An 18041-nucleotide genomic window follows, 5' to 3' on the forward strand; every position below is an offset into this window, starting at 1 on the left:
GAGATAGTTACCAAATGGGAACCACCGAGATGCCGGCATGCCCGATCAAGGCGCGGCTGGAAAAGGCGCGGGCCAGGTATCCGCTGTGGGCGGATTGCCCGGTGCGCGACGTCATGGATGCCATCAATGGACGATGGAGTGCGCTGCTGATGACGGCGCTGGCCGAGAAGCCGCATCGATTCGGCGAGCTTCGCCGCCTGGTGCCCGATATTTCGCAGCGCATGCTCACGCAGACGCTTCGCGATCTGCAACGAGACGGCTATGTGTATCGCGAGGTCTTCCCGACCAAGCCGCCGAGCGTCGAATATGGTCTCACCGAATTCGGCCGCTCGATGTTCGCCGCCTTGAATGTGCTGATTCGGTGGGCCGACGACAATCACGCTCAAGTCACGGCGGCGCGCTTGCGTTTCGATGGCGAGGCGCAAGCTGCTTGAGACGCGCGCCGGTTGCCAGGTTTCGTTGCTTGATCCCAGGGCGGCTCGTCGCCGAATGCTTCGGCGAGGTAATCGACGAAGCGGCGCACCTTGAGCGGGATGCGTCGCGCGCTCGGATAAACCGCCTGGATCGCCAGCTCGGTGGCGCGGTAGGCGGGCAGCAGCGCCACCAGTTCGCCGCGTCGCAGATGCTCGCCGAACACGAAGCTCGGGCCATAGGCGATGCCGGCGCCGGCCAGCGCGGTGGATAGCAGCATTTGCGTGTTGTTGGCCGCGACCCGGCAAGGGCCATCGATCACATGAGCGCGGTTTCTCGAATCGAACAAGGTCCAGTCGCCGGCCGACACGGCCTCGCTGAACGCCAGCCGCGGCGCCTGGTGCAGGTCGCGAGGCGTGCGCGGCGTGCCATGTCGTTCCAGGTAGGCCGGTGATGCACATACCACCATCCGGCACGGCGCAATTCGCCGAACGACGAGCGCGGGATCGTCCAGCCGCCCGATGCGGATCGCCACGTCGATGCCGGCATCGAGCAGGTCGACATAGCGGTCGCCGAGCGTGACCTCCACGTTCACGTCGGGATGGTCTTCCAGATAGCGCGCCGTTACCTCGCCGAGATGCATCGCGCCGAACGTGACGGGCGCCGCGATACGCAGCACGCCGCGCGCCTTGCCCTGCGAATCGCCGGCTTCCCGATTGGCGTCGTCGAAGGCGTCGAGGATCTGCTTGCTGCGTTCATAGTAGGTCTGGCCCGCGTCGGTCAGGCTCAGGCGCCGCGTGGTTCGTTGCAGCAGCCGCGCGTTCAATTGCGCCTCGATCGCGCTCACATGCTTGCCGGCCATCGCCGGCGAAAGCCCGAAGCGGCGCGCGGCGGCCGCCAGGCTGCCTTCTTCCACCGCGGCGACGAACACGGCGAGGCTTGTCAGTCGGTCCATTTCCTGTTCCTCATTCGATAGCACGATTATCGACTGTCGATACGCTATCGCCAATTATCGAATGAAAGACTCGAATCTACGATGGCGGCACATCACCGAGAAGGAGTATCTGGATGGACATCGAAACCAATGGCACGCGCATCCACGTCAAGCAGCAGGGCAGTGGGGAACTGGCGCTGGTCTGCCTCCACTATTACGGAGGCTCGTCGCGGACGTGGGACGCGGTAGCTACGGAGTTGGCGGACCGCTATCGAATCGTCGCTACCGATCATCGAGGCTGGGGCGATTCCGCGGCGCCGATGGACGGTTACCGCATCGCCGACCTTGCCGCCGATGCGGAGGGTGTCATCGACGCATTGGGTTTGCGGCGCTATGTGGTGGTGGGGCATTCGATGGGCGGCAAGGTTGCGCAGCTGATGGCGTCGCGTCGGCCGCGCGGGCTGGAAGGCCTGGTGCTGGTTGCGCCGTCGCCGCCGTCGCCAACCATGCTTCCCGAGGAACAACGCGCGATGCTGGCGGGTGCGTATCAATCGCGTGAATCGGTCGAGTTCGTCATCGATCACGTTCTCACCGCGAGGAAACTGGATGACGCCCGGCGCGAGCAGGTGATCGAAGACAGCCTCAAGGGCGCGCCGCAGGCAAAGGCTGCGTGGCCGAACTTGGCGATGCTGGAGGATATTACCGAGGCAGTGCTGTCGATCGATGTGCCCACCATCGTCATCTCCGGCGAGCGCGATCAAGTGGATTCCATCGCCACGCTACAAGTTGAGTTGTTGCCACGTATTCCGCAGGCGGTCATGCATGTCGTGCCGGAAGCCGGGCATTTGTTGCCGCTCGAAGCGCCGGCGGAGCTCGCGCGGATAGTTGGTCGATTCTTGGACGGAGCGGGGATGAAGGGAGAGAAGCCGCGCTCAAACAAGTGAATGAGGATTCATTCGAGATCCCCGCCACCGTGGCAATCGTCGCGGTTGGCTTGGCGAGCCCTTCGGATGTTATAACGCGCATCGCGGCGGATAGGATTGCGTCTCTCTTTACTTCATTTCCGGGCCGGCCACACGGACTCTGCGGCAGACGAGACAGGTTGTAGTAGAGCGGTCACGCGGGCAAGATGAGTGGCTGGCCGATCCCGCGCCGAAGCAGGGCCTGTCCGTAATTTTGTGTTCGAGGCATATTCTTGTCCCAAGGAGAACCTATGCCTCGCAAACCGAAAGCCACGCCGGCCGAGTTGCCGACGATTCCCGCCGAGCTGCTGGAGCAGTTCGGCAATGGCCCGATGACGGCCGAAGCTATCAATGCCGCCACGCTGGCACTCAAGAAAGCGCTGATCGAGCGCGCGCTGGGTGGTGAAATGAATCACCATCTAGGCTACGCGTCGGGCGCGGCCAAGCCATCTGAGGTGAGCAATCAACGCAATGGCAAGAGCGCCAAGACGGTTCTGACCGAGGACGGCCCGATCCGTATCGAGGTGCCTCGCGATCGCGACGGCAGTTTCCAGCCGCTGCTGATTCCCAAGCACGAACGCCGCTTCACCGGCTTCGACGACAAGATCGTGGCGATGTACGACGCGAAGCTAGTCCCCGTGGGACGCACGCGGCATGACCGTGCGAGAAATCCAGGCTTTTCTGCTCGAACAGTACGGCACCGAGGTGTCGCCGGATTTCATCAGCTCCGTCACCGATGAAGTCATGGCCGAGGTCACGGCCTGGCAAGCCCGGCCGCTTGAATTGATGTATCCGGTCGTCTTCTTCGATGCCTTGCGGGTCAAGATCCGGGAAAACGCCGTCGTGAGGAACAAGGCCATCTATCTGGCGCTGGGCGTGTTGCCCGATGGAACGCGCGACATTCTGGGGCTCTGGATCGAAAGCACCGAAGGCGCGAAGTTCTGGATGAAGGTCTTCAATGATCTGAAAACGCGTGGTGTGAACGACATCCTGATCGCCGTCACCGATGGACTGAATGGGATGCCCGAGGCACTGGCAGCCGTATTCCCGGCCACGACGCTGCAGACCTGCATCGTGCATCTGATGCGTAACAGCCTGGATTACGCGCGCTGGAAAGACCGTCGCGGGCTGGCCGCGGCCATCCGGCCAATCTACACGGCGGCGAGCGCGGAAGCGGCCCAGGCCGAGTTGGATGCGTTTGCCGACAGCGAATGGGGACGGCGCTTCCCGACCGTCAGTGCCTCATGGCGCAGCGCCTGGGATCGCGTGATCCCGTTCTTCGCATTTCCCCCGGCGATTCGCAAGATCATCAAGACGCGAGGTCACTTTCCCAGTGACGAAGCGGCCACCAAGCTCATCTGGTTGGCCTTGCGTAACATTACGGCTGACTGGGGACGCGCCGCGCATGATTGGAAGGCAGCCATAAATCAGTTTGCCATCCTCTACGAAGAGCGTTTTGTCCGGCCATCCGTGTGATGCTCAACCCGCTTCGAACACGAAAATTCTGACAGGCCCGGCGGTTACAACGAATCCCTGCTCAGCACCGTAGGACTGGAGGAATCCGTGCCACATTCCCCCGGAATTCCTCGACGAACCCAAAAAAAACCCCCACACATTCCTGCGCGGGGGCTGTCAAAGTCAGAGACTAAAGGAAACACCTACCCGGCGCGCGTTCCCGCCCACCGAGTCACATCAAACTCAACTAAACACCACCGTCCGATCCCCATTGAGAAACACCCGCCGCTCGATAAACGCCTTCACCGCCCGAGCCAGCGTAATCGACTCCATATCCCGTCCAACCATCAGCAGCCGTTCCGGCCGATACGAGTGATCGACCCGCTCGACCACCTGCTCGATAATCGGCCCTTCATCCAGGTCATCGGTAACGAAGTGAGCCGTCGCCCCGATCAGCTTCACCCCACGCGCATGCGCCTGGTGATAAGGCTTCGCCCCCTTGAACCCCGGCAAGAACGAGTGATGAATATTGATCGCCCGATTCGCCAGCTTCGCGCTGGTTTCCGGCGACAGCACCTGCATATATCTCGCCAGAATCACCAATTCAGCCCCACTGGACTCGAACATATCCAGCCACTGCGCCTCCTGCTGGGCCTTCGTCTCCGCGGTGATCGGAAAATGCCGAAACGGCAAGCCATGCTGCATCGCCAGCGGCGCCAGATCCGCGTGATTGGAGGCAATCCCCACGATATCCATCTTCAGCTCGCCCATCTTCCAGCGGAACAGCAGATCCGCCAGGCAATGTTCGAGCTTGGAAACCAGGATCATCACCTTCGGCCGCGCATCGGCATCATGAATCGCCCACTGCATCTGGAAGCGTTCGGCGATCGGCGCGAACTCGGCCCGCAGCGCGTCGATATCGGGCGTATCCGCCGCATCGGAGGCATGGAACACGCAGCGCACGAAAAAGCGCCCGCTCAGGTCGTCGTCGAACACGGTTAGTTCGTCGACATAGCAGCGGTGGCTATCGAGCACGCCCACCACGGCGGCCACCTGGCCGGCCGCGCTGGGGCAGGAGAGCGTCAACAGGAATCGGGAGTTGCGAACGGAGCCGGACATGCTTTCCTCGGATCACCGGCGGCGCGGCGCGCCACACGCGGCCGCTTCTCGCGGCAGGGCTCCAGTAAACCAGTCCGTAATCCGGGTGGATAGAATCGAAACGCCGTGCCGCTGGTATCGAAACGCCAAACCGGGGCGGCGCCGGCACCCAACCGACGGCGCCGAACCATGATCAGCCGTCCAGCCCCTCAGCGCCCGCTCACGGCGGCATGAACCGGCGCCGCCGCCACGGCGCGCCCGGCGCCGGCCGGCTCGCGGCAGCGGTCGAACAGCCAGCGCCGGAACCGGCCCACCGCCGGCGCCTCGGGCCGCGATGGCGGCCGCACCAGGAAATACCCGCGCTCGGTCACCGCCGTGTCCTCCACGCAGCGTACCAGCTGGCCACTCGCAACCAGCTCGTCCACCAGCGGCGACCACCCCAGCGCCACGCCCTGGTTCATCAGGGCGGCATGCACCACCAGCGCATAACTATTGAAAGTCAGCCCATGCGGCTCGGGCGGGACGGTGAGCTGGTGGGCGGCGAACCAGCCGTGCCAGTCCAGCCAGCGTTCCGGCTTGGTCGGCTGCACGTGCAGCAGCGGCAACGCCAGCAGGTCGGCCGGGCCCTTCAGCTTGCGTCGATGCGCGGCCAGGAAGGCCGGCGAGCACACGGGGGTGACGGCTTCCTCGAACAGGCGCGTGGAGGTGCAGGCCGGCCAGTCGCCGTCGCCGAACAGGATCGCCACATCGGCGTGGTCGCGTTGCAGGTCGGCGTGCTGGGCCGTCACCACGCGCACGTCCACGTCGGGCATCTCGGCCTTCAGTTGCGCCAGTCGCGGCATCAGCCAGTAGGTCGCGAAACCCACGTCGGTCACCAGGGTGAGGGCGCCACGGGCGCGGCGCTCGCGGATGTCGGCGGTGGCGCAGCGCAGCGTGTCCAGGCTCTGGCGTACCGCCTCGAACAGGCGCGCGCCGTCCTCGGTCAGGGTCACGCCGCGGTGGCCGCGCTCGAACAGCGGCGCGCCGAGCGCTTCCTCGAGCTGCACCACGCGCTGGCTGACGGCCGGCTGCGTCGAGCCCAGCTCGCGCGCGGCGGCCGTGAAGCTGGCCAGGCGCGCCGCCGATTCGAAGGCGGACAGCGCCTGCATCGGTGGTAACCGATCGGGACTTCTCATAAGCACCTCTGATGGCCCATAAGCAAACGACCACTTCCCCGCGCGATTCCAGCCGGCGACAGTGAAGCCTGCCGCGGCGCGCTCGCCGCGCCGAAAACCCGGCGCGGCCGGCGGCGCCGCGATCCCGTCGATTCTAATTCAGTCAATTCGCGATGCTTAACACGAAGCCGAATATCCTTATCTTGATGGCTGATCAACTGACCCCGTTCGCCTTGTCCGCCTACGGACATCGCGGCGCGATCACGCCCACCATCGACCGCCTGGCCGCCGGCGGGGTGGTGTTCGAATCGGCCTATTGCGCCAGCCCCCTGTGTGCGCCCTCGCGCTTTTCCCTCATGTCGGGCAAGCTGCCGGCCGCGATCGGCGCCTACGACAACGCGGCCGAACTGCCGGCCCAGACGCTCACCTTCGCGCACTACCTGCGCGCGGCCGGCTATCGCACGGCGCTGGCCGGGAAGATGCACTTCTGCGGGCCTGACCAGTTGCACGGCTTCGAGGAGCGGCTCACCACCGACATCTACCCGGCCGATTTCGGCTGGGTGCCCGACTGGAGCCAGCCCGAGGCGCGGCCCAGCTGGTACCACAACATGGGCTCGGTGCTCGACGCGGGCCCCTGCGTGCGAACCAACCAGCTCGATTTCGACGACGAGGTGACTTTCGCCACCCGCCAGAAGCTCTACGACCTGGCCCGCGAGAAATCGGCGGGGCAGGACACGCGGCCGTTCTGCCTGGTGATGTCGCTCACGCACCCGCACGATCCCTACGCGATCACGCGCGAGTATTGGGACCTCTACCGGGACGAGGACGTGCCGATGCCGGCCGTCACGCTCGGCTACGACGAGAGCGACCCGCATTCGAAGCGGCTGCGCGCGGTCAGCGAGATCGACCGCACGCCGCCCGGCGAGGCGCAGGTGAGGGCGGCGCGCCATGCCTATTACGGCTCGAGCTCCTATGTCGACGCGCAGTTCGACGCGGTGATGAACGCGCTGGAAGCCTGCGGGTTCGCCGACGATACGATCGTGATCGTGACCGCCGACCACGGCGACATGCTCGGCGAGCGCGGCCTCTGGTACAAGATGACCTTCTTCGAGGGCGGCTGCCGCGTGCCGCTGATCGTCAACGCGCCCAAGCGCTTCGCGCCGGGCCGCGTGGCGGCCTCGGTCTCGCACCTGGACCTGCTGCCCACCCTGGTGGAGTTCGCCACCGGCGGCGCGCCGGCGGAATGGCCGGATAGCATCGACGGATGCAGCCTGCTGCCGCATCTGACGGGCGGCGCCGGTCACGACGAGGCGATCGGCGAGTACCTGGCCGAAGGCGCGATCGCGCCGATCGTGATGATCCGGCGCGGCGAGTGGAAGTTCATCCACACGCCGGTGGATCCGGACCAGCTCTACAACCTGCGCGACGATCCGCGCGAGCTGCGCAACCTCGCCGACGATCCGGCGCTGGCCGAGCTGGTCGCCGCGTTCCGCGCCGAAGTGGCCAAGCGCTGGGACCTGGACGCGATCCACGCCCAGGTGCTGGCCAGCCAGCGCCGCCGCCGCTTCCATTTCGCGGCCACCACGCAGGGGCGCATCGCCTCCTGGGACTGGCAGCCGTTCCAGGACGCGAGCCAGCGCTACATGCGCAACCACATCGAACTCGACACGCTCGAGGCGATGGCGCGCTATCCGCGCGTGCAGGGCTGAGTACAGGGCTGAATACCGGGCGCCGGCCACCCGCCGCCGGCCATCCATCCATTCCATAAGGAAAATCCACGATGACACGCTTCAATCGATCTGCCGGGGCGGCTCGCGCGCCGCGGCGCGGCACCTTCGCGACGGCCGCGCTGTCGGCCTTGCTGGCCGTCCTCCTGCCGGGCGCCGTGGCACGGGCGGCCGAGCCCGCCGCCTGCACCGAGGTGCGGATGGCCGCGCCGGGCTGGACCGATATCGACGCCACCAATGCGATGACGGGCGTGGTGCTGGATGCCCTCGGCTATCGCCAGCGCGTCTCGAACCTGTCGGTGCCGATCACCTTCCAGGGCCTCAAGAAAGGGCAGATCGACGTGTTCCTCGGCAACTGGATGCCGGCGCAGGGGCCGCTGGTCAAGCCCTTCGTCGAGGAGAAGTCGATCGAGGTGCTGCACCCGAACCTGACGCACGCGAAGTTCACGCTGGCCGTGCCCGACTACGTGGCGGCCGCCGGCGTGCACAGCTTCGCCGATCTCGCCAGGTACGCGGACCGCTTCGGCAATCGCATCTACGGCATCGAGCCGGGCGCGCCGGCCAACCAGAACATCAAGCGGATGATCGCCGACAAGGCACTCGGCGCGGGCAACTGGAGCCTGGTGGAATCGAGCGAGACCGGCATGCTGACCCAGGTCGAGCGCGCCGAACGCGATCACCAGTGGATCGTGTTCCTGGCCTGGGAGCCGCACCTGATGAACACCAGGTTCCATCCCGTCTACCTGTCGGGCGGCGATGCCTATTTCGGTCCCGACTACGGCGGCGCGACCGTCAACACGGTGGCGCGCAGCGGCTACGCGAACCAGTGCCCGAACCTCGGCAAGCTGTTCCGGCAGGTGAGCTTCAGCGTGGACGTGGAGAACGCCATGATCGCCTCGATGCTGGTCGACAAGCTCTCGCCCACCGATGCCGCGAAACGCGCCCTGCAGGCCCATCCCGACCTGCTCGACGCCTGGCTGGCGGGCGTCACCACCGCCAGCGGCGCGCCCGCGCTGCCGGCCGCCAGGACGGCGCTCGGCCTGCACTGAAGCGCCCGTAACCCGTGCGAGGTTCGCGGCGGTGGCAGCGCGAACCCGCCTCAGGGCTTTCACGGGTCGGTCGCATACAGACCATTTGTTGTCGTTCGCAGACGGGTGACCCATAAATTGGGTTTGTATTTTTTTCCTCACGTGTCCGGTTCGCGATTCGGCCAGCCGGCCACGCCAGCGTCACCCGTTTCAAGCAAGGCTTCGGACCCGCGCCGCGCGTGGGTCATTCTTCCAACAGGGATGCAGGTTTGGGGTTGCCACGATGAAAAAAAGAATGAAAGTTGCCGCAGCCGGCGCCGCCGCGCTGGCCATGGCGGGCGTGTCGTCGACGAGTCACGCGCAGAGCAGCGTCACGCTGTACGGCATCATCGACGCCGGTATTACCTATGTGAACAATTCGGGCGGCGCGCATGTGTTCAAGTTCGACGACGGCGTGTCCTACGGCAACCGGATCGGCTTCAAGGGCACCGAAGACCTCGGCGGCGGCTTGAAGGCAGTGTTCGCCCTGGAAAGCGGCTTCCGGCTCGGCAACGGGCAACTCGGCTTCGGCGGTGCGCTGTTCGGCCGCCAGGCTTATGTCGGACTGCAGAACGACTGGGGCACGCTGTCCTTCGGCGACCAGCTCGACATGACCGAGGAGATGGTCTACCTGACCAACGTCTCGGCCTGGGCCAGCGGTTACGCGATCCACCAGGGCGACTTCGACCGCTTCAACGGCGACCGCCTGCCGAACTCGGTGAAGTTCCTGTCGAACACCTTCGCGGGCTTCAAGTTCGGCGGCATGTACTCGTTCGGCAACGTGGCCGGCAATTTCCACCGCAACAGCGCCTACAGCCTGGGCGCGAGCTACGCGAACGGCGATTTCTCGGCCGGCGCCGCCTACACGCAGCTGAACAACCCGAACGGCATCTACGCCTTCGATCCCTACGCGATGATCGGCACCAAGACCTTCCTCGGCCAGCCGACCGTCAGCGTCGATCCGGCCACGGGCGCGGTGACGGACCTGTTCTCCAGCACGCCGATGAACATCGACAAGCAGGGCACCTTCGGCGTGGGCGCGAGCTACGCGATCGGCAAGCTCTCGCTGATCGGCAACTTCACCTACACGACGATCAAGGGTTTTGGGCAGAGCTCGCACATGCAGGTGTATGAAGGCGGCGCGACGTATCAGTTCACGCCGGCGCTGAGCCTGATCGGCGGCTACCAGCACACGCGCTTCGAGGGCCATCACTGGAACCAGGGTTCGGCCGGCGTGCACTACCTGCTGTCCAAGCGCACCGACGTGTATATCTCCGGCGACTACCTGCGCGCCTCGAATGGCATGGATGCCGTGATCGGCTACAGCTTCACGCCGTCGACCACGCAGACGCAGGCGGACGTGCGGATCGGCATGCGCCATTCGTTCTGATGCGTTGATGATGGCTCGATTCGCCCGGCGCCGCGACGCGGCGCCGGGCGCTTGCGATCGGGCTCGGGATCGATCGGGGGGCGGTGCCCCGGCGATTGCCGCTGAGGCATCGACGCCCGGGGAATTCGATGGCTAGTCTGCCATCGATTGACCAAGCCGTTGCCGGCGCTGACTAAAAAAACGATAACATCACGCGGTAGTCCCGGACATTCCCCCCCATCCCGAGGAAGCATCATGGCAAAGACTATCGTTGTTTATTTTTCCGGATATGGTCACACCAGGCGGGCCGCCGAAGTGGCGGCGCAAGGCGCGGGCGCCGAACTGATCGAGATCGATGCCGAGGGCAATCTGCCGGAAGCAGCCTGGGAGCAGCTCGATGCCGCCCAGGCCATCATCTTCGGCACGCCGACCTACATGGGCGGTCCCGCCTGGCAGTTCAAGAAGTTCGCGGACGCCAGTTCCAAGAAGTGGTTCTCGCGCGCCTGGCAGGACAAGGTCTTCGGCGGTTTCACCAACAGCGCCAGCTTGAACGGCGACAAGCAGGTCACCTTGATCTATCTGCAGACGCTCGCTTCCCAGCACGGCGGTATCTGGGTCAGCCTGGGTGTCCCGCCCGCCAATACCAAGGCGGCGACCCGCGACGACGTCAATAATCTCGGCGGCTCGGTCGGCGCGCTGCTGCAGTCGCCCGCCGACGCGGGCGTCGAGGAGATGCTGGGCGGCGACCTGGACACGGTGAAGGCCTATGCCGCCCGCGTGGCGGCCGTCGCCCAGCGGCTCCAGAGCTGATTGCCGGGCCGGCGCCCGCCGGCCTGATCCCGCGCCGGCGGCCCTGCCGCGCCGCGCGCAGGAGGCGCACCGCACCGACTAGCGATCGGCCATCGCGTCGATGGTGCTGTTGCACTGATCGTGGCTGCGGATCGTGATCAGAGGCGCGGCATCGCCTGGTCGCCCGAGGCGTCGGCATCTTCCGGCGCGCCGCCGAATGCCGAGGACATCGCCTTGCCGCTCAACGTCGGCCATCGACGCTCGGTGAAGCGTGGAGGGCCGCTGTGCAGCGGCGGGACCGGATGGTGTCCTTATCGTTTCCCGGGCGTTTCCCATCACGTCGAGCCGCGATATCGCGCGAGCCCTTCCCTGAGGTGGCGGACCAACTCCACGGCGGCGGGGGCGCCTGGTCCTTTCTGTACATGAAGGTTGATCGAAAAATCGGGCAGCGCGGGAAGCCCGCATTCGGCAGGCAGGATGCCGAGTTCGCCCGGCACGGTGGACGCCAGGCGCGCCGTCACCGCGAGATCGGCACGTACCATGGCGACGGTCGCATCGATGCTGCCGTTTTCGAACATGGCGCGCCATGGCATGTCGTGCCGGCGCAGCGCATCGAGCACGACGGGCCGGAACGCGCAGGTCTCGGCCACCATCGAGAGCGGCAGGGGCCGCTTCCCATGCGCGGTGCCCCCTCTTGCACCGACCCAGACGAGCCGGTCCACGGCCACGCACTCGCCACGGGATTTGCCCGGCGGCTCTTCCGTCAGCGCGATGTCGATCGCGCCGCGCTTCAGCGTTTTCAGCAGTTCCGGCGATGCCTCGCACACGAGCGTGAGCTCGACCTGGGGGTGGTTCTGCGTGAAGCCTTTCAGGATCGGCGCCAGGCAGGTTCCCACCAGGTCTTGCGGCGCGCCCAGGCGTATCGCCCCGTCTATCGCGCCGGCCGTCATCTCGGTTCGCAAGGCGTCGTGCATGTCGAGGAAGCGCCGGGTCGAGCCGAGCAGGCGCTCGCCGGCCGCCGTCGGCCGCAGGTCGTGGCGATCGCGGACGAACAGGGGCCCGGCCAGCGCCTCGAGCCGCGCGATCTGCTGGCTGACCGCGCCTTGCGTGAGATGCAGCGCGTTGCCGGCAGCCGTCATGCTGCCGTGTTCGGCGACGGTGACAAAGGCGCGGAGCAGGGTGATATCGAGGTTTCGGGCCATTTCTGCATTACCAATGCTAATGGAATGGATCAAGAAGTTTCGCTATCTTAATGCATCGCGCGCGGGTAAAACGGGGTTCTCCGATCGACTCGCCGGGAGGGCATGTGCCCCTGCACGACTATCTGCCGCTGTTGGTTTTCGTCCTGGTCTCCACGATCACGCCGGGTGGCGCGACCACCCTGGCCACTGCATCGGGCGCGCATTTCGGTTATCGGCGCTCCTTGCCCTACATGGTGGGGATCGCCGCCGGTCTGGCATCGATGGCCGCGTCGACGGCGGCGGGGCTCGGCGGCGTGGTGCTCGCGCTGCCGGGCCTTCAACTCGGCATGAAGGCACTGGGCTCGCTGTATCTGCTGTGGCTCGCCTGGCGCATCGGGCGCAGCGGGCCGCCGCACGTCGCGGCGCGTCTGAACAAGCCGGCTGGTTTTGTCGGAGGCCTGTGGATGCTCTGGCACAACCCGAAGGGATGGACGATGACGCTGGGTGCCGCCGCATCGTTTGCCGCGCTCGCCCCGGGGCCGCTTCAACTGGCCGGCCTGCTCGGGGCGTCGTTCGGCGTCGCGGCCATGCTGTCGCTCTCGGTCTGGTGTCTCGCGGGGCTGTTCCTGGCCCGCCTGCTGCGCACCGACGCCCAATGGCGCATGCTCAACCGGGTGTTGGCCTTGCTGCTGGTGATCTCGATCGTTGCGATATGGCTTGCCTAGAGGCTGCTTCAGGCGGCGCGTCGAGGTCCCTGGCCAGGCGGGCGCCGCGCCTCGCTGACGAATCGTCGACGCCGGTTCCCCGCGTATCCCGGGGCGCCCGGCCGTGTCGGCCGTCCCGGATGTCCATCGGCGCCGAATCAGTCGTTGTTGCGCTGATGGACCGTGACGTCCGCCTGCATCGCGTTCCCGATCTGGCTTCTCACGGTGTCGTCATCCGCGCCCGACATCAGCTCGACGTGCGTTTCGACCAGTCGCCGGGTATGCGCATCCGGAAGGCGGTCGGGCCGGACCTCGGCCAGGCTGCGATGATGCGTGTCCGCGTTCAATCGTCCGCCGTCGGCCTGCTCGTGACGGATGAACTCGGCCACCTCGCTCTCGCTTGCCTGCGCGGCCATGGTCTTGGCTTCCAGGAAGACGTCGACGATGGGGGCCACGTGCAAGGACATTTCATGATCGATGACATGCGCGCCATAGCCGCTGTTCTGGGTGAGCACGTGGTTCTCGTTCACCTCCACGGAGAGCGAAAGCGGATGTCCGGCTGCGATATGCCGCGCGAGCGCCGTCGGATCGGTATGGACGCCCACGCCGTTCACTGACGCTCCGGTGGTGCCCGCTCGGCTGGCCGGCATGCGGGTCGAGGTGGAAAATTCCAGCTCGATGTCCTTGGGGTGCTGCTGGATCGTATCGACCAACGGGACATGCACGCGGCTGTCGGCTTCGCAGTACATCATGAGTGCATTGCTATACCGGCTCGCGTCGTGCTCGAATTCTCCGGATACCGAAATGTTCTGATAGGCCTCGGCGTGCTCGGGTGCCTCCATCGGGTACGCCGAGGCATGCTGGTTTGGCGTGGATGCGCGCTGGAAACCCGCATCCGGACGCGACTCGGCCGAGCGATTCGACGTCGGACGTTGCGGGAGATTCTGCAGGGCACCGCCCATGCGGGATCGCGTTTCCGTCGGCTGCGGCCGGGAACCCGGCGTGTGCGCCGCCGGCTGGGTGGAATCCTGGCCGGTGGCTGGGGTGGTGCCGTGGATCGACGGCGTGGAAAGTTTCATCGCTTCTTCTCAACAGGATGTCGGATGGGGTGGAGATGCGGCGACCGATGGATCGCCGCCCTGGCTGGGGCACCTCCGTGCGTGTACCACCACCTCATCGCGGATGAGCCTGCATGGCAATGTAGCCGTCATTCTGTTTTTGAATTCTCAGTTTGACTGAGCGTGTCTCAGCAATGGGGCGAAATTGATGAATTGCGTTCTGCGCGACGGGGCTTCGCGCGAATCTCACGATTGCTCAGCGGATTTTCTACACTGGCGCGTGCACTGGTTTTCAGCAGACCTTCCGTGCCTTGTCGGGCTCGCGCAGCGTGCCAGGCTCAGCGCTGCGTCTGTCGGTCGTTGCGCGGGCTCGCGCCGAAGCGCGCCCGGTAGCTGCGCGAGAAATGCGAGGGCGATTCGAAGCCGCAAGCCACGCAGATCGCCGTGATCGTCATGTCGGTCTGCTGCAGCAGCTCGCGGGCGCGGTCCAGCCGCAGCTGCATGTAGAAGCGCGTGGGCGTGTCGTTGAGGATCGAGCTGAACAGGCGCTCGAGCTGGCGCCGCGTGATGCCGACATCCTGCGCCAGCGCATCCGACGACAGCGGCGTCTCGGTGTGCCGCTCCATCGCGCCGATCACCTGGATCAGCTTGCGGTTGTGCACGCCGTAGCGCGCCGCGATCTCCAGCCGCTGCCGGTCCGAATGCTGGCGGATCCGGCCCACCACGAACTGCTCGGAGATGGTCGCGGCCAGGTCGGCGCCGTGCCGGCGGCCGATCAGCTCCAGCATCATGTCGATCGAGGCGGTGCCGCCCGCGCAGGTGATGCGGCGCTCGCCGGTCTCGAACAGTTCCTGCGTCGCGTTCAGGCGAGGGTAACGTTCGCGAAACGCGGCCAGCGCTTCCCAGTGCAGCGTCAGCGTGTGCGAGGGGTCGAACAGCCCGGCCTCGGCCAGCACGAAGCTGCCCGTGTCGATCCCGCCGATGGTGGCGCCGCCCAGATGTTGGCGCCGCAGCCAGTGGCCCAGCGTGCGCGTGTAGCGCGCCAGCGGCTCGAAGCCGGCGATCACGAACACCGTATCGGCGCGCTCCACCTCGCCGAAGGCCGCGTCGGCGTTCAGCGCCACGCCATTGCTGGCCAGCACCGGCGCGCCGTCCATGCTCAGCAGTTGCCAGCGGTACAGATCGGGGCGAAAGCGGTTCGCCACCCGCAGCGGCTCGATCGCGGACATGCAGCCAAGCGCGGAAAAGCCGGGGAGCAGCAGGAAGTGGAGAGTTTCCGGCATGGGGCTGGGCGGGTGAGGTGAGGGCGGGGCGCGCGCTTGATTATAGAGGCTGGCGGACCCGGTACGGCACTTGAGACGAACGAGCAGTTTGTTGAGCCGCGCGGACATTCATCGAGAAGCGTCGCGGCACTACAGTGGATACACGTGATCGACAAGGAGATCACGAACCCGCAGCGAAACGACATGGGTCGACAACGTTGCGAACGCAACCAACCTATCACTGGAGTCCATCATGAAGACGCTTCTCGCCAATCGCATCATCGCCGCCACCGCGGCCGCCGTTGTCCTCACGTTCGCCGCCGGTGCCGCCCAGGCGCAGCCCCGCCAGTTGACGCGTGCACAGGTGCGCGCCGAGCTCGTGCAACTGCAAGCCGCCGGATACAACTCGGCGCGCGGCGAGGACACGACGTACCCGGCGCAACTGCAGGCAGCCGAGCAGCGCGTGGGGCAGCAGCAAGTGGCCGTGCGCACGGTCAGCGACGAACAGGGTTATGGCGGCAGCGTCGGCGGCGCTTCGGCCTCGGGCACGCGCCATCATCATGTCTCGCTCGAAAACGACGGCATGAAACCCGTGTATTTCGGTCAATGAACGTAGCCATGGCCGGCACGCACACGATCGGTGCCGGCCCGGGTCAGTTCTTCATCTCGGGATGGAAAGCGGGCGGCTGGCGGTATCGGCTGGTTTCCCCGTTCCAAATCGGCGAGAGATGCAAGACATGCGACGAAATCATGATTGCCGGCGCGGGGCAATGGCGCACGGTGGCGCCTGCAAGACGGAGGATGCATGTCTCCTTCAAGCCGGCCGCAGCGCCGCCAGCCGCTCCCTCAGCAGGCTTGCCCGGCGCCCGCTGCGGCAATAGGCCAGCACCGGCTTCGGCAGTTCGTCGAGCAGCGCGCCGAATGCTTCGGCCTGCTCATCGCCGATCGGCTGCCCGGCAGCCACCGGCAGGTAACGTGCCTCGATTCCCGACTCGCGCGCCGCCTTTTCGATCTCCGCGAAATCTGGCTGATCCGCGCTCTCGCCGTCGGGCCGATTGCAGATCACCGAGCGGAAGCCCGCATTGCGGATCGCCTTCAAGTCCTCCGGCTGAATCTGCCCGGAAGCGGTAAACCCGCGCTCGGCCGCCTCGCGACATCGCTCGATCGCCTCGCGAAAGCGGGCGATCGCGAACTCGACGTCCTGCTCCGTGGTGAAGCGCCCGACGCTGATGCGCACGGTGCGTCCCGCCGCCTGCGCATCGAGGCCGATCGCGGTGAGCACATGCGAGGGCGTGCCGGCGGCCGAATTGCAGGCCGAGGTGGACGATACGGCCAGCGCCTCGCCGAGCATGAAGGGCTGGAAGCCCGGCGCGTTGACGGTCAGGCTCAGCGTATGCGGAATGCGGCGCGCCTCGCGCGCGTTCTGCGAGACATCGCCGATCGCGAGGATCGCATCGCGCAAGCCCTCGCTCAAGGTGGCGATGCGCGCCGTGTCGCTCTCCAGCGCGGCGGCCGCCACTTCGCAGGCGGTGCCCATGCCGACGATCTGGTGCGTGGCCAGGGTGCCCGAGCGCAGCCCGCGCTCGTGTCCGCCGCCGTGCATCTGCGGGGCGATCCGCTCGGCGATCTCGCGCCGCACATACAGCGCGCCGATCCCCTTCGGGCCATACACCTTGTGCGCCGACATCGACAGCATGTCGACGCCGAGCGCGCGCACGTCGATCGCGGTCTTGCCGAGCGCCTGCGCCGCGTCGACGTGGAGCAGGGCGCCGGCCGCATGAACCACGCGCGCGATCGCGGCGATGTCGCTGAGCGTGCCGATCTCGTTGTTGACCAGCATCAGCGAAACCAGGCCCGTATCGGGGGCGATGGCCTCGGCCACCGCCTCGGCGCTGATCTCGCCATTGGGCGCGGGCGCCAGGTAGCTCACCACGAAGCCGTGCTTCGCGAGGCTGACCATGGTGTCGAGGATGGCCTTGTGCTCGATGCGGCTGGTGATCAGGTGGCGCCGCTCGCCGGCCTTGTCGGCATAACCCTTCAGCGCGAGATTGTTCGATTCGGTGGCGCCCGAGGTCCAGACGATCTCGTCGGCGTCGGCGCCGATCAGCGCGGCCACCTGCGCGCGGGCCTGTTCCACCTTCTCGCGCGCCAGCCGGCCCGCCAGATGCGAGCTCGAGGCCGGATTGCCGAAGATGCCGTCGGCGCCGAGGCACTCGGCCATCGAGGCGATCACGCGCGGATCCACCGGGGTGGTCGCTGCGTAGTCGAGGTAGTGGAGGTGGAGGTTCTCGCTCATGGTCGTTCGTTCATTGCCGCCAGGGAATGCGGAAATGATACGGGGAGCCATCAAGAAAAAGGCTCCAAATTCAGCCGCGATTCCGCGTTTGAATAGAAGATTTTTCTATTTGCTTAGCGTCGGGACGGAAATCGTGTGGCGAGGAGCGGGTTGGCGAGAACGACTTGCCGAGGCGGGTGAAACGGAAGATGGGTGAAAGAGACGCGCAAGCAGGCGCCTGGACCGCCAGGCCCCGGCGGGCGCCGGAGCCTGCCGTGTCAAGGCCTCAGACGCCTTCGACCACGCGGAAATCGCGCTCGGCGCCGTCGCCGAGCTCCTTGAGCGCGGCCTGGTAGGCCGGGCTGTTGCGCGCGGCCAGCGCGGCTTCGAGGCTGTCGAACTCGATCACCACCGCGCGCTGCTGCAGGCCCGACTCGAACACTTCGGCCGGCGTGTTGCGCACCAGGTAGCGGCCGCCGGCTTCGGTCACGGCCGGCGCGGCCAGCTTGGCGTAGGCCGCCATCTTGTCGGGATCGGAGATATTGCGGTAGATGCTGAGCCAGTATGCTTTTGCCATGGATGTTGTCTCCGGGAG

General features: G+C 66.2%; 16 protein-coding genes and 1 pseudogene. 9 read left to right on the top strand and 8 right to left on the bottom strand.

What is annotated here, in order from left to right; genetic code table 11:
• Positions 1 to 14 precede the first annotated feature (14 nt).
• On the top strand, positions 15 to 434 hold the full coding sequence (locus FB600_RS26040; protein ID WP_013689644.1) for a winged helix-turn-helix transcriptional regulator: 420 nt from the start codon (positions 15 to 17) through the stop codon (positions 432 to 434).
• Here the strand turns inward: FB600_RS26040 and FB600_RS26045 are convergent.
• Entirely contained in the window at positions 383 to 1366 is a 984-nt protein-coding gene (locus FB600_RS26045; RefSeq protein ID WP_145757565.1) for a LysR family transcriptional regulator, read from the bottom strand. The genes FB600_RS26040 and FB600_RS26045 overlap by 52 nt on opposite strands.
• Positions 1367 to 1479: 113 nt before the next feature.
• Here FB600_RS26045 and FB600_RS26050 point away from each other — a divergent pair, with 113 nt between their 5' ends.
• Both FB600_RS26050 and FB600_RS26055 read left to right on the top strand, forming a co-directional pair.
• Positions 1480 to 2289: an alpha/beta fold hydrolase gene (locus FB600_RS26050; protein WP_145757564.1), complete on the top strand. Its 810-nt coding sequence runs from the start codon at positions 1480 to 1482 to the stop codon at positions 2287 to 2289.
• 269 nt (positions 2290 to 2558) lie between these two features.
• Positions 2559 to 3783, top strand: a pseudogene (locus FB600_RS26055) (IS256 family transposase).
• 222 nt (positions 3784 to 4005) lie between these two features.
• Here the strand turns inward: FB600_RS26055 and purU are convergent.
• Positions 4006 to 4881, bottom strand: coding sequence for a formyltetrahydrofolate deformylase (gene purU, locus FB600_RS26060; RefSeq protein ID WP_096752689.1), 876 nt, complete (start codon positions 4879 to 4881; stop codon positions 4006 to 4008).
• A 188-nt stretch (positions 4882 to 5069) separates the two neighbouring features.
• Positions 5070 to 6008 (bottom strand): choline sulfate utilization transcriptional regulator, encoded by a 939-nt coding sequence (locus FB600_RS26065; protein ID WP_227742742.1) that lies wholly within the window; start codon positions 6006 to 6008, stop codon positions 5070 to 5072.
• Between the two features lie 179 nt (positions 6009 to 6187).
• On the opposite strand from FB600_RS26065, the gene betC reads away from it, so the two are divergent.
• From betC to FB600_RS26085, 4 genes are all read left to right on the top strand, one after another.
• Positions 6188 to 7723 carry a choline-sulfatase gene (gene betC, locus FB600_RS26070; protein ID WP_145757563.1) on the top strand — a complete coding sequence of 512 codons (1536 nt, stop codon included), beginning with the start codon at positions 6188 to 6190 and terminating at the stop codon, positions 7721 to 7723.
• A gap of 71 nt (positions 7724 to 7794) precedes the next feature.
• The gene (choX, locus tag FB600_RS26075) at positions 7795 to 8790 is read left to right on the top strand and encodes a choline ABC transporter substrate-binding protein (protein ID WP_098182648.1); all 996 of its coding nucleotides are present in this window, start codon (positions 7795 to 7797) and stop codon (positions 8788 to 8790) included.
• 262 nt (positions 8791 to 9052) lie between these two features.
• Positions 9053 to 10198, top strand: coding sequence for a porin (locus tag FB600_RS26080; RefSeq protein ID WP_145757562.1), 1146 nt, complete (start codon positions 9053 to 9055; stop codon positions 10196 to 10198).
• A 234-nt stretch (positions 10199 to 10432) separates the two neighbouring features.
• On the top strand, positions 10433 to 10987 hold the full coding sequence (locus FB600_RS26085) for a flavodoxin family protein (protein ID WP_017919147.1): 555 nt from the start codon (positions 10433 to 10435) through the stop codon (positions 10985 to 10987).
• Positions 10988 to 11301: 314 nt separating this feature from the next.
• Here FB600_RS26085 and FB600_RS26090 read toward each other — a convergent pair whose 3' ends face one another.
• Positions 11302 to 12168 carry a LysR substrate-binding domain-containing protein gene (locus FB600_RS26090; protein ID WP_103691779.1) on the bottom strand — a complete coding sequence of 289 codons (867 nt, stop codon included), beginning with the start codon at positions 12166 to 12168 and terminating at the stop codon, positions 11302 to 11304.
• A gap of 104 nt (positions 12169 to 12272) precedes the next feature.
• Here FB600_RS26090 and FB600_RS26095 point away from each other — a divergent pair, with 104 nt between their 5' ends.
• Positions 12273 to 12872: a LysE family translocator gene (locus FB600_RS26095; protein ID WP_013689660.1), complete on the top strand. Its 600-nt coding sequence runs from the start codon at positions 12273 to 12275 to the stop codon at positions 12870 to 12872.
• Between the two features lie 137 nt (positions 12873 to 13009).
• Here FB600_RS26095 and FB600_RS26100 read toward each other — a convergent pair whose 3' ends face one another.
• Both FB600_RS26100 and FB600_RS26105 read right to left on the bottom strand, forming a co-directional pair.
• Positions 13010 to 13930, bottom strand: a complete 921-nt coding sequence (locus FB600_RS26100) for a hypothetical protein (protein ID WP_145757561.1) — start codon at positions 13928 to 13930, stop codon at positions 13010 to 13012.
• A 317-nt stretch (positions 13931 to 14247) separates the two neighbouring features.
• On the bottom strand, positions 14248 to 15192 hold the full coding sequence (locus tag FB600_RS26105) for a GlxA family transcriptional regulator (protein ID WP_098182651.1): 945 nt from the start codon (positions 15190 to 15192) through the stop codon (positions 14248 to 14250).
• Positions 15193 to 15424: 232 nt separating this feature from the next.
• On the opposite strand from FB600_RS26105, the gene FB600_RS26110 reads away from it, so the two are divergent.
• Entirely contained in the window at positions 15425 to 15781 is a 357-nt protein-coding gene (locus tag FB600_RS26110) for a DUF4148 domain-containing protein (RefSeq protein WP_145757560.1), read from the top strand.
• A 204-nt stretch (positions 15782 to 15985) separates the two neighbouring features.
• On the opposite strand, the gene FB600_RS26115 is transcribed toward FB600_RS26110, so the two are convergent.
• Positions 15986 to 17467, bottom strand: coding sequence for an aminotransferase class V-fold PLP-dependent enzyme (locus FB600_RS26115; protein WP_145757559.1), 1482 nt, complete (start codon positions 17465 to 17467; stop codon positions 15986 to 15988).
• A gap of 265 nt (positions 17468 to 17732) precedes the next feature.
• Complete coding sequence (locus FB600_RS26120) at positions 17733 to 18023, bottom strand: DUF1330 domain-containing protein (protein WP_013689664.1); 291 nt, start codon at positions 18021 to 18023, stop codon at positions 17733 to 17735.
• Positions 18024 to 18041: the final 18 nt, after the last annotated feature.

The organism is Burkholderia sp. SJZ089 (assembly GCF_007828315.1).
In the GTDB taxonomy this organism is placed as follows: Bacteria; Pseudomonadota; Gammaproteobacteria; order Burkholderiales; family Burkholderiaceae; genus Burkholderia; species Burkholderia gladioli.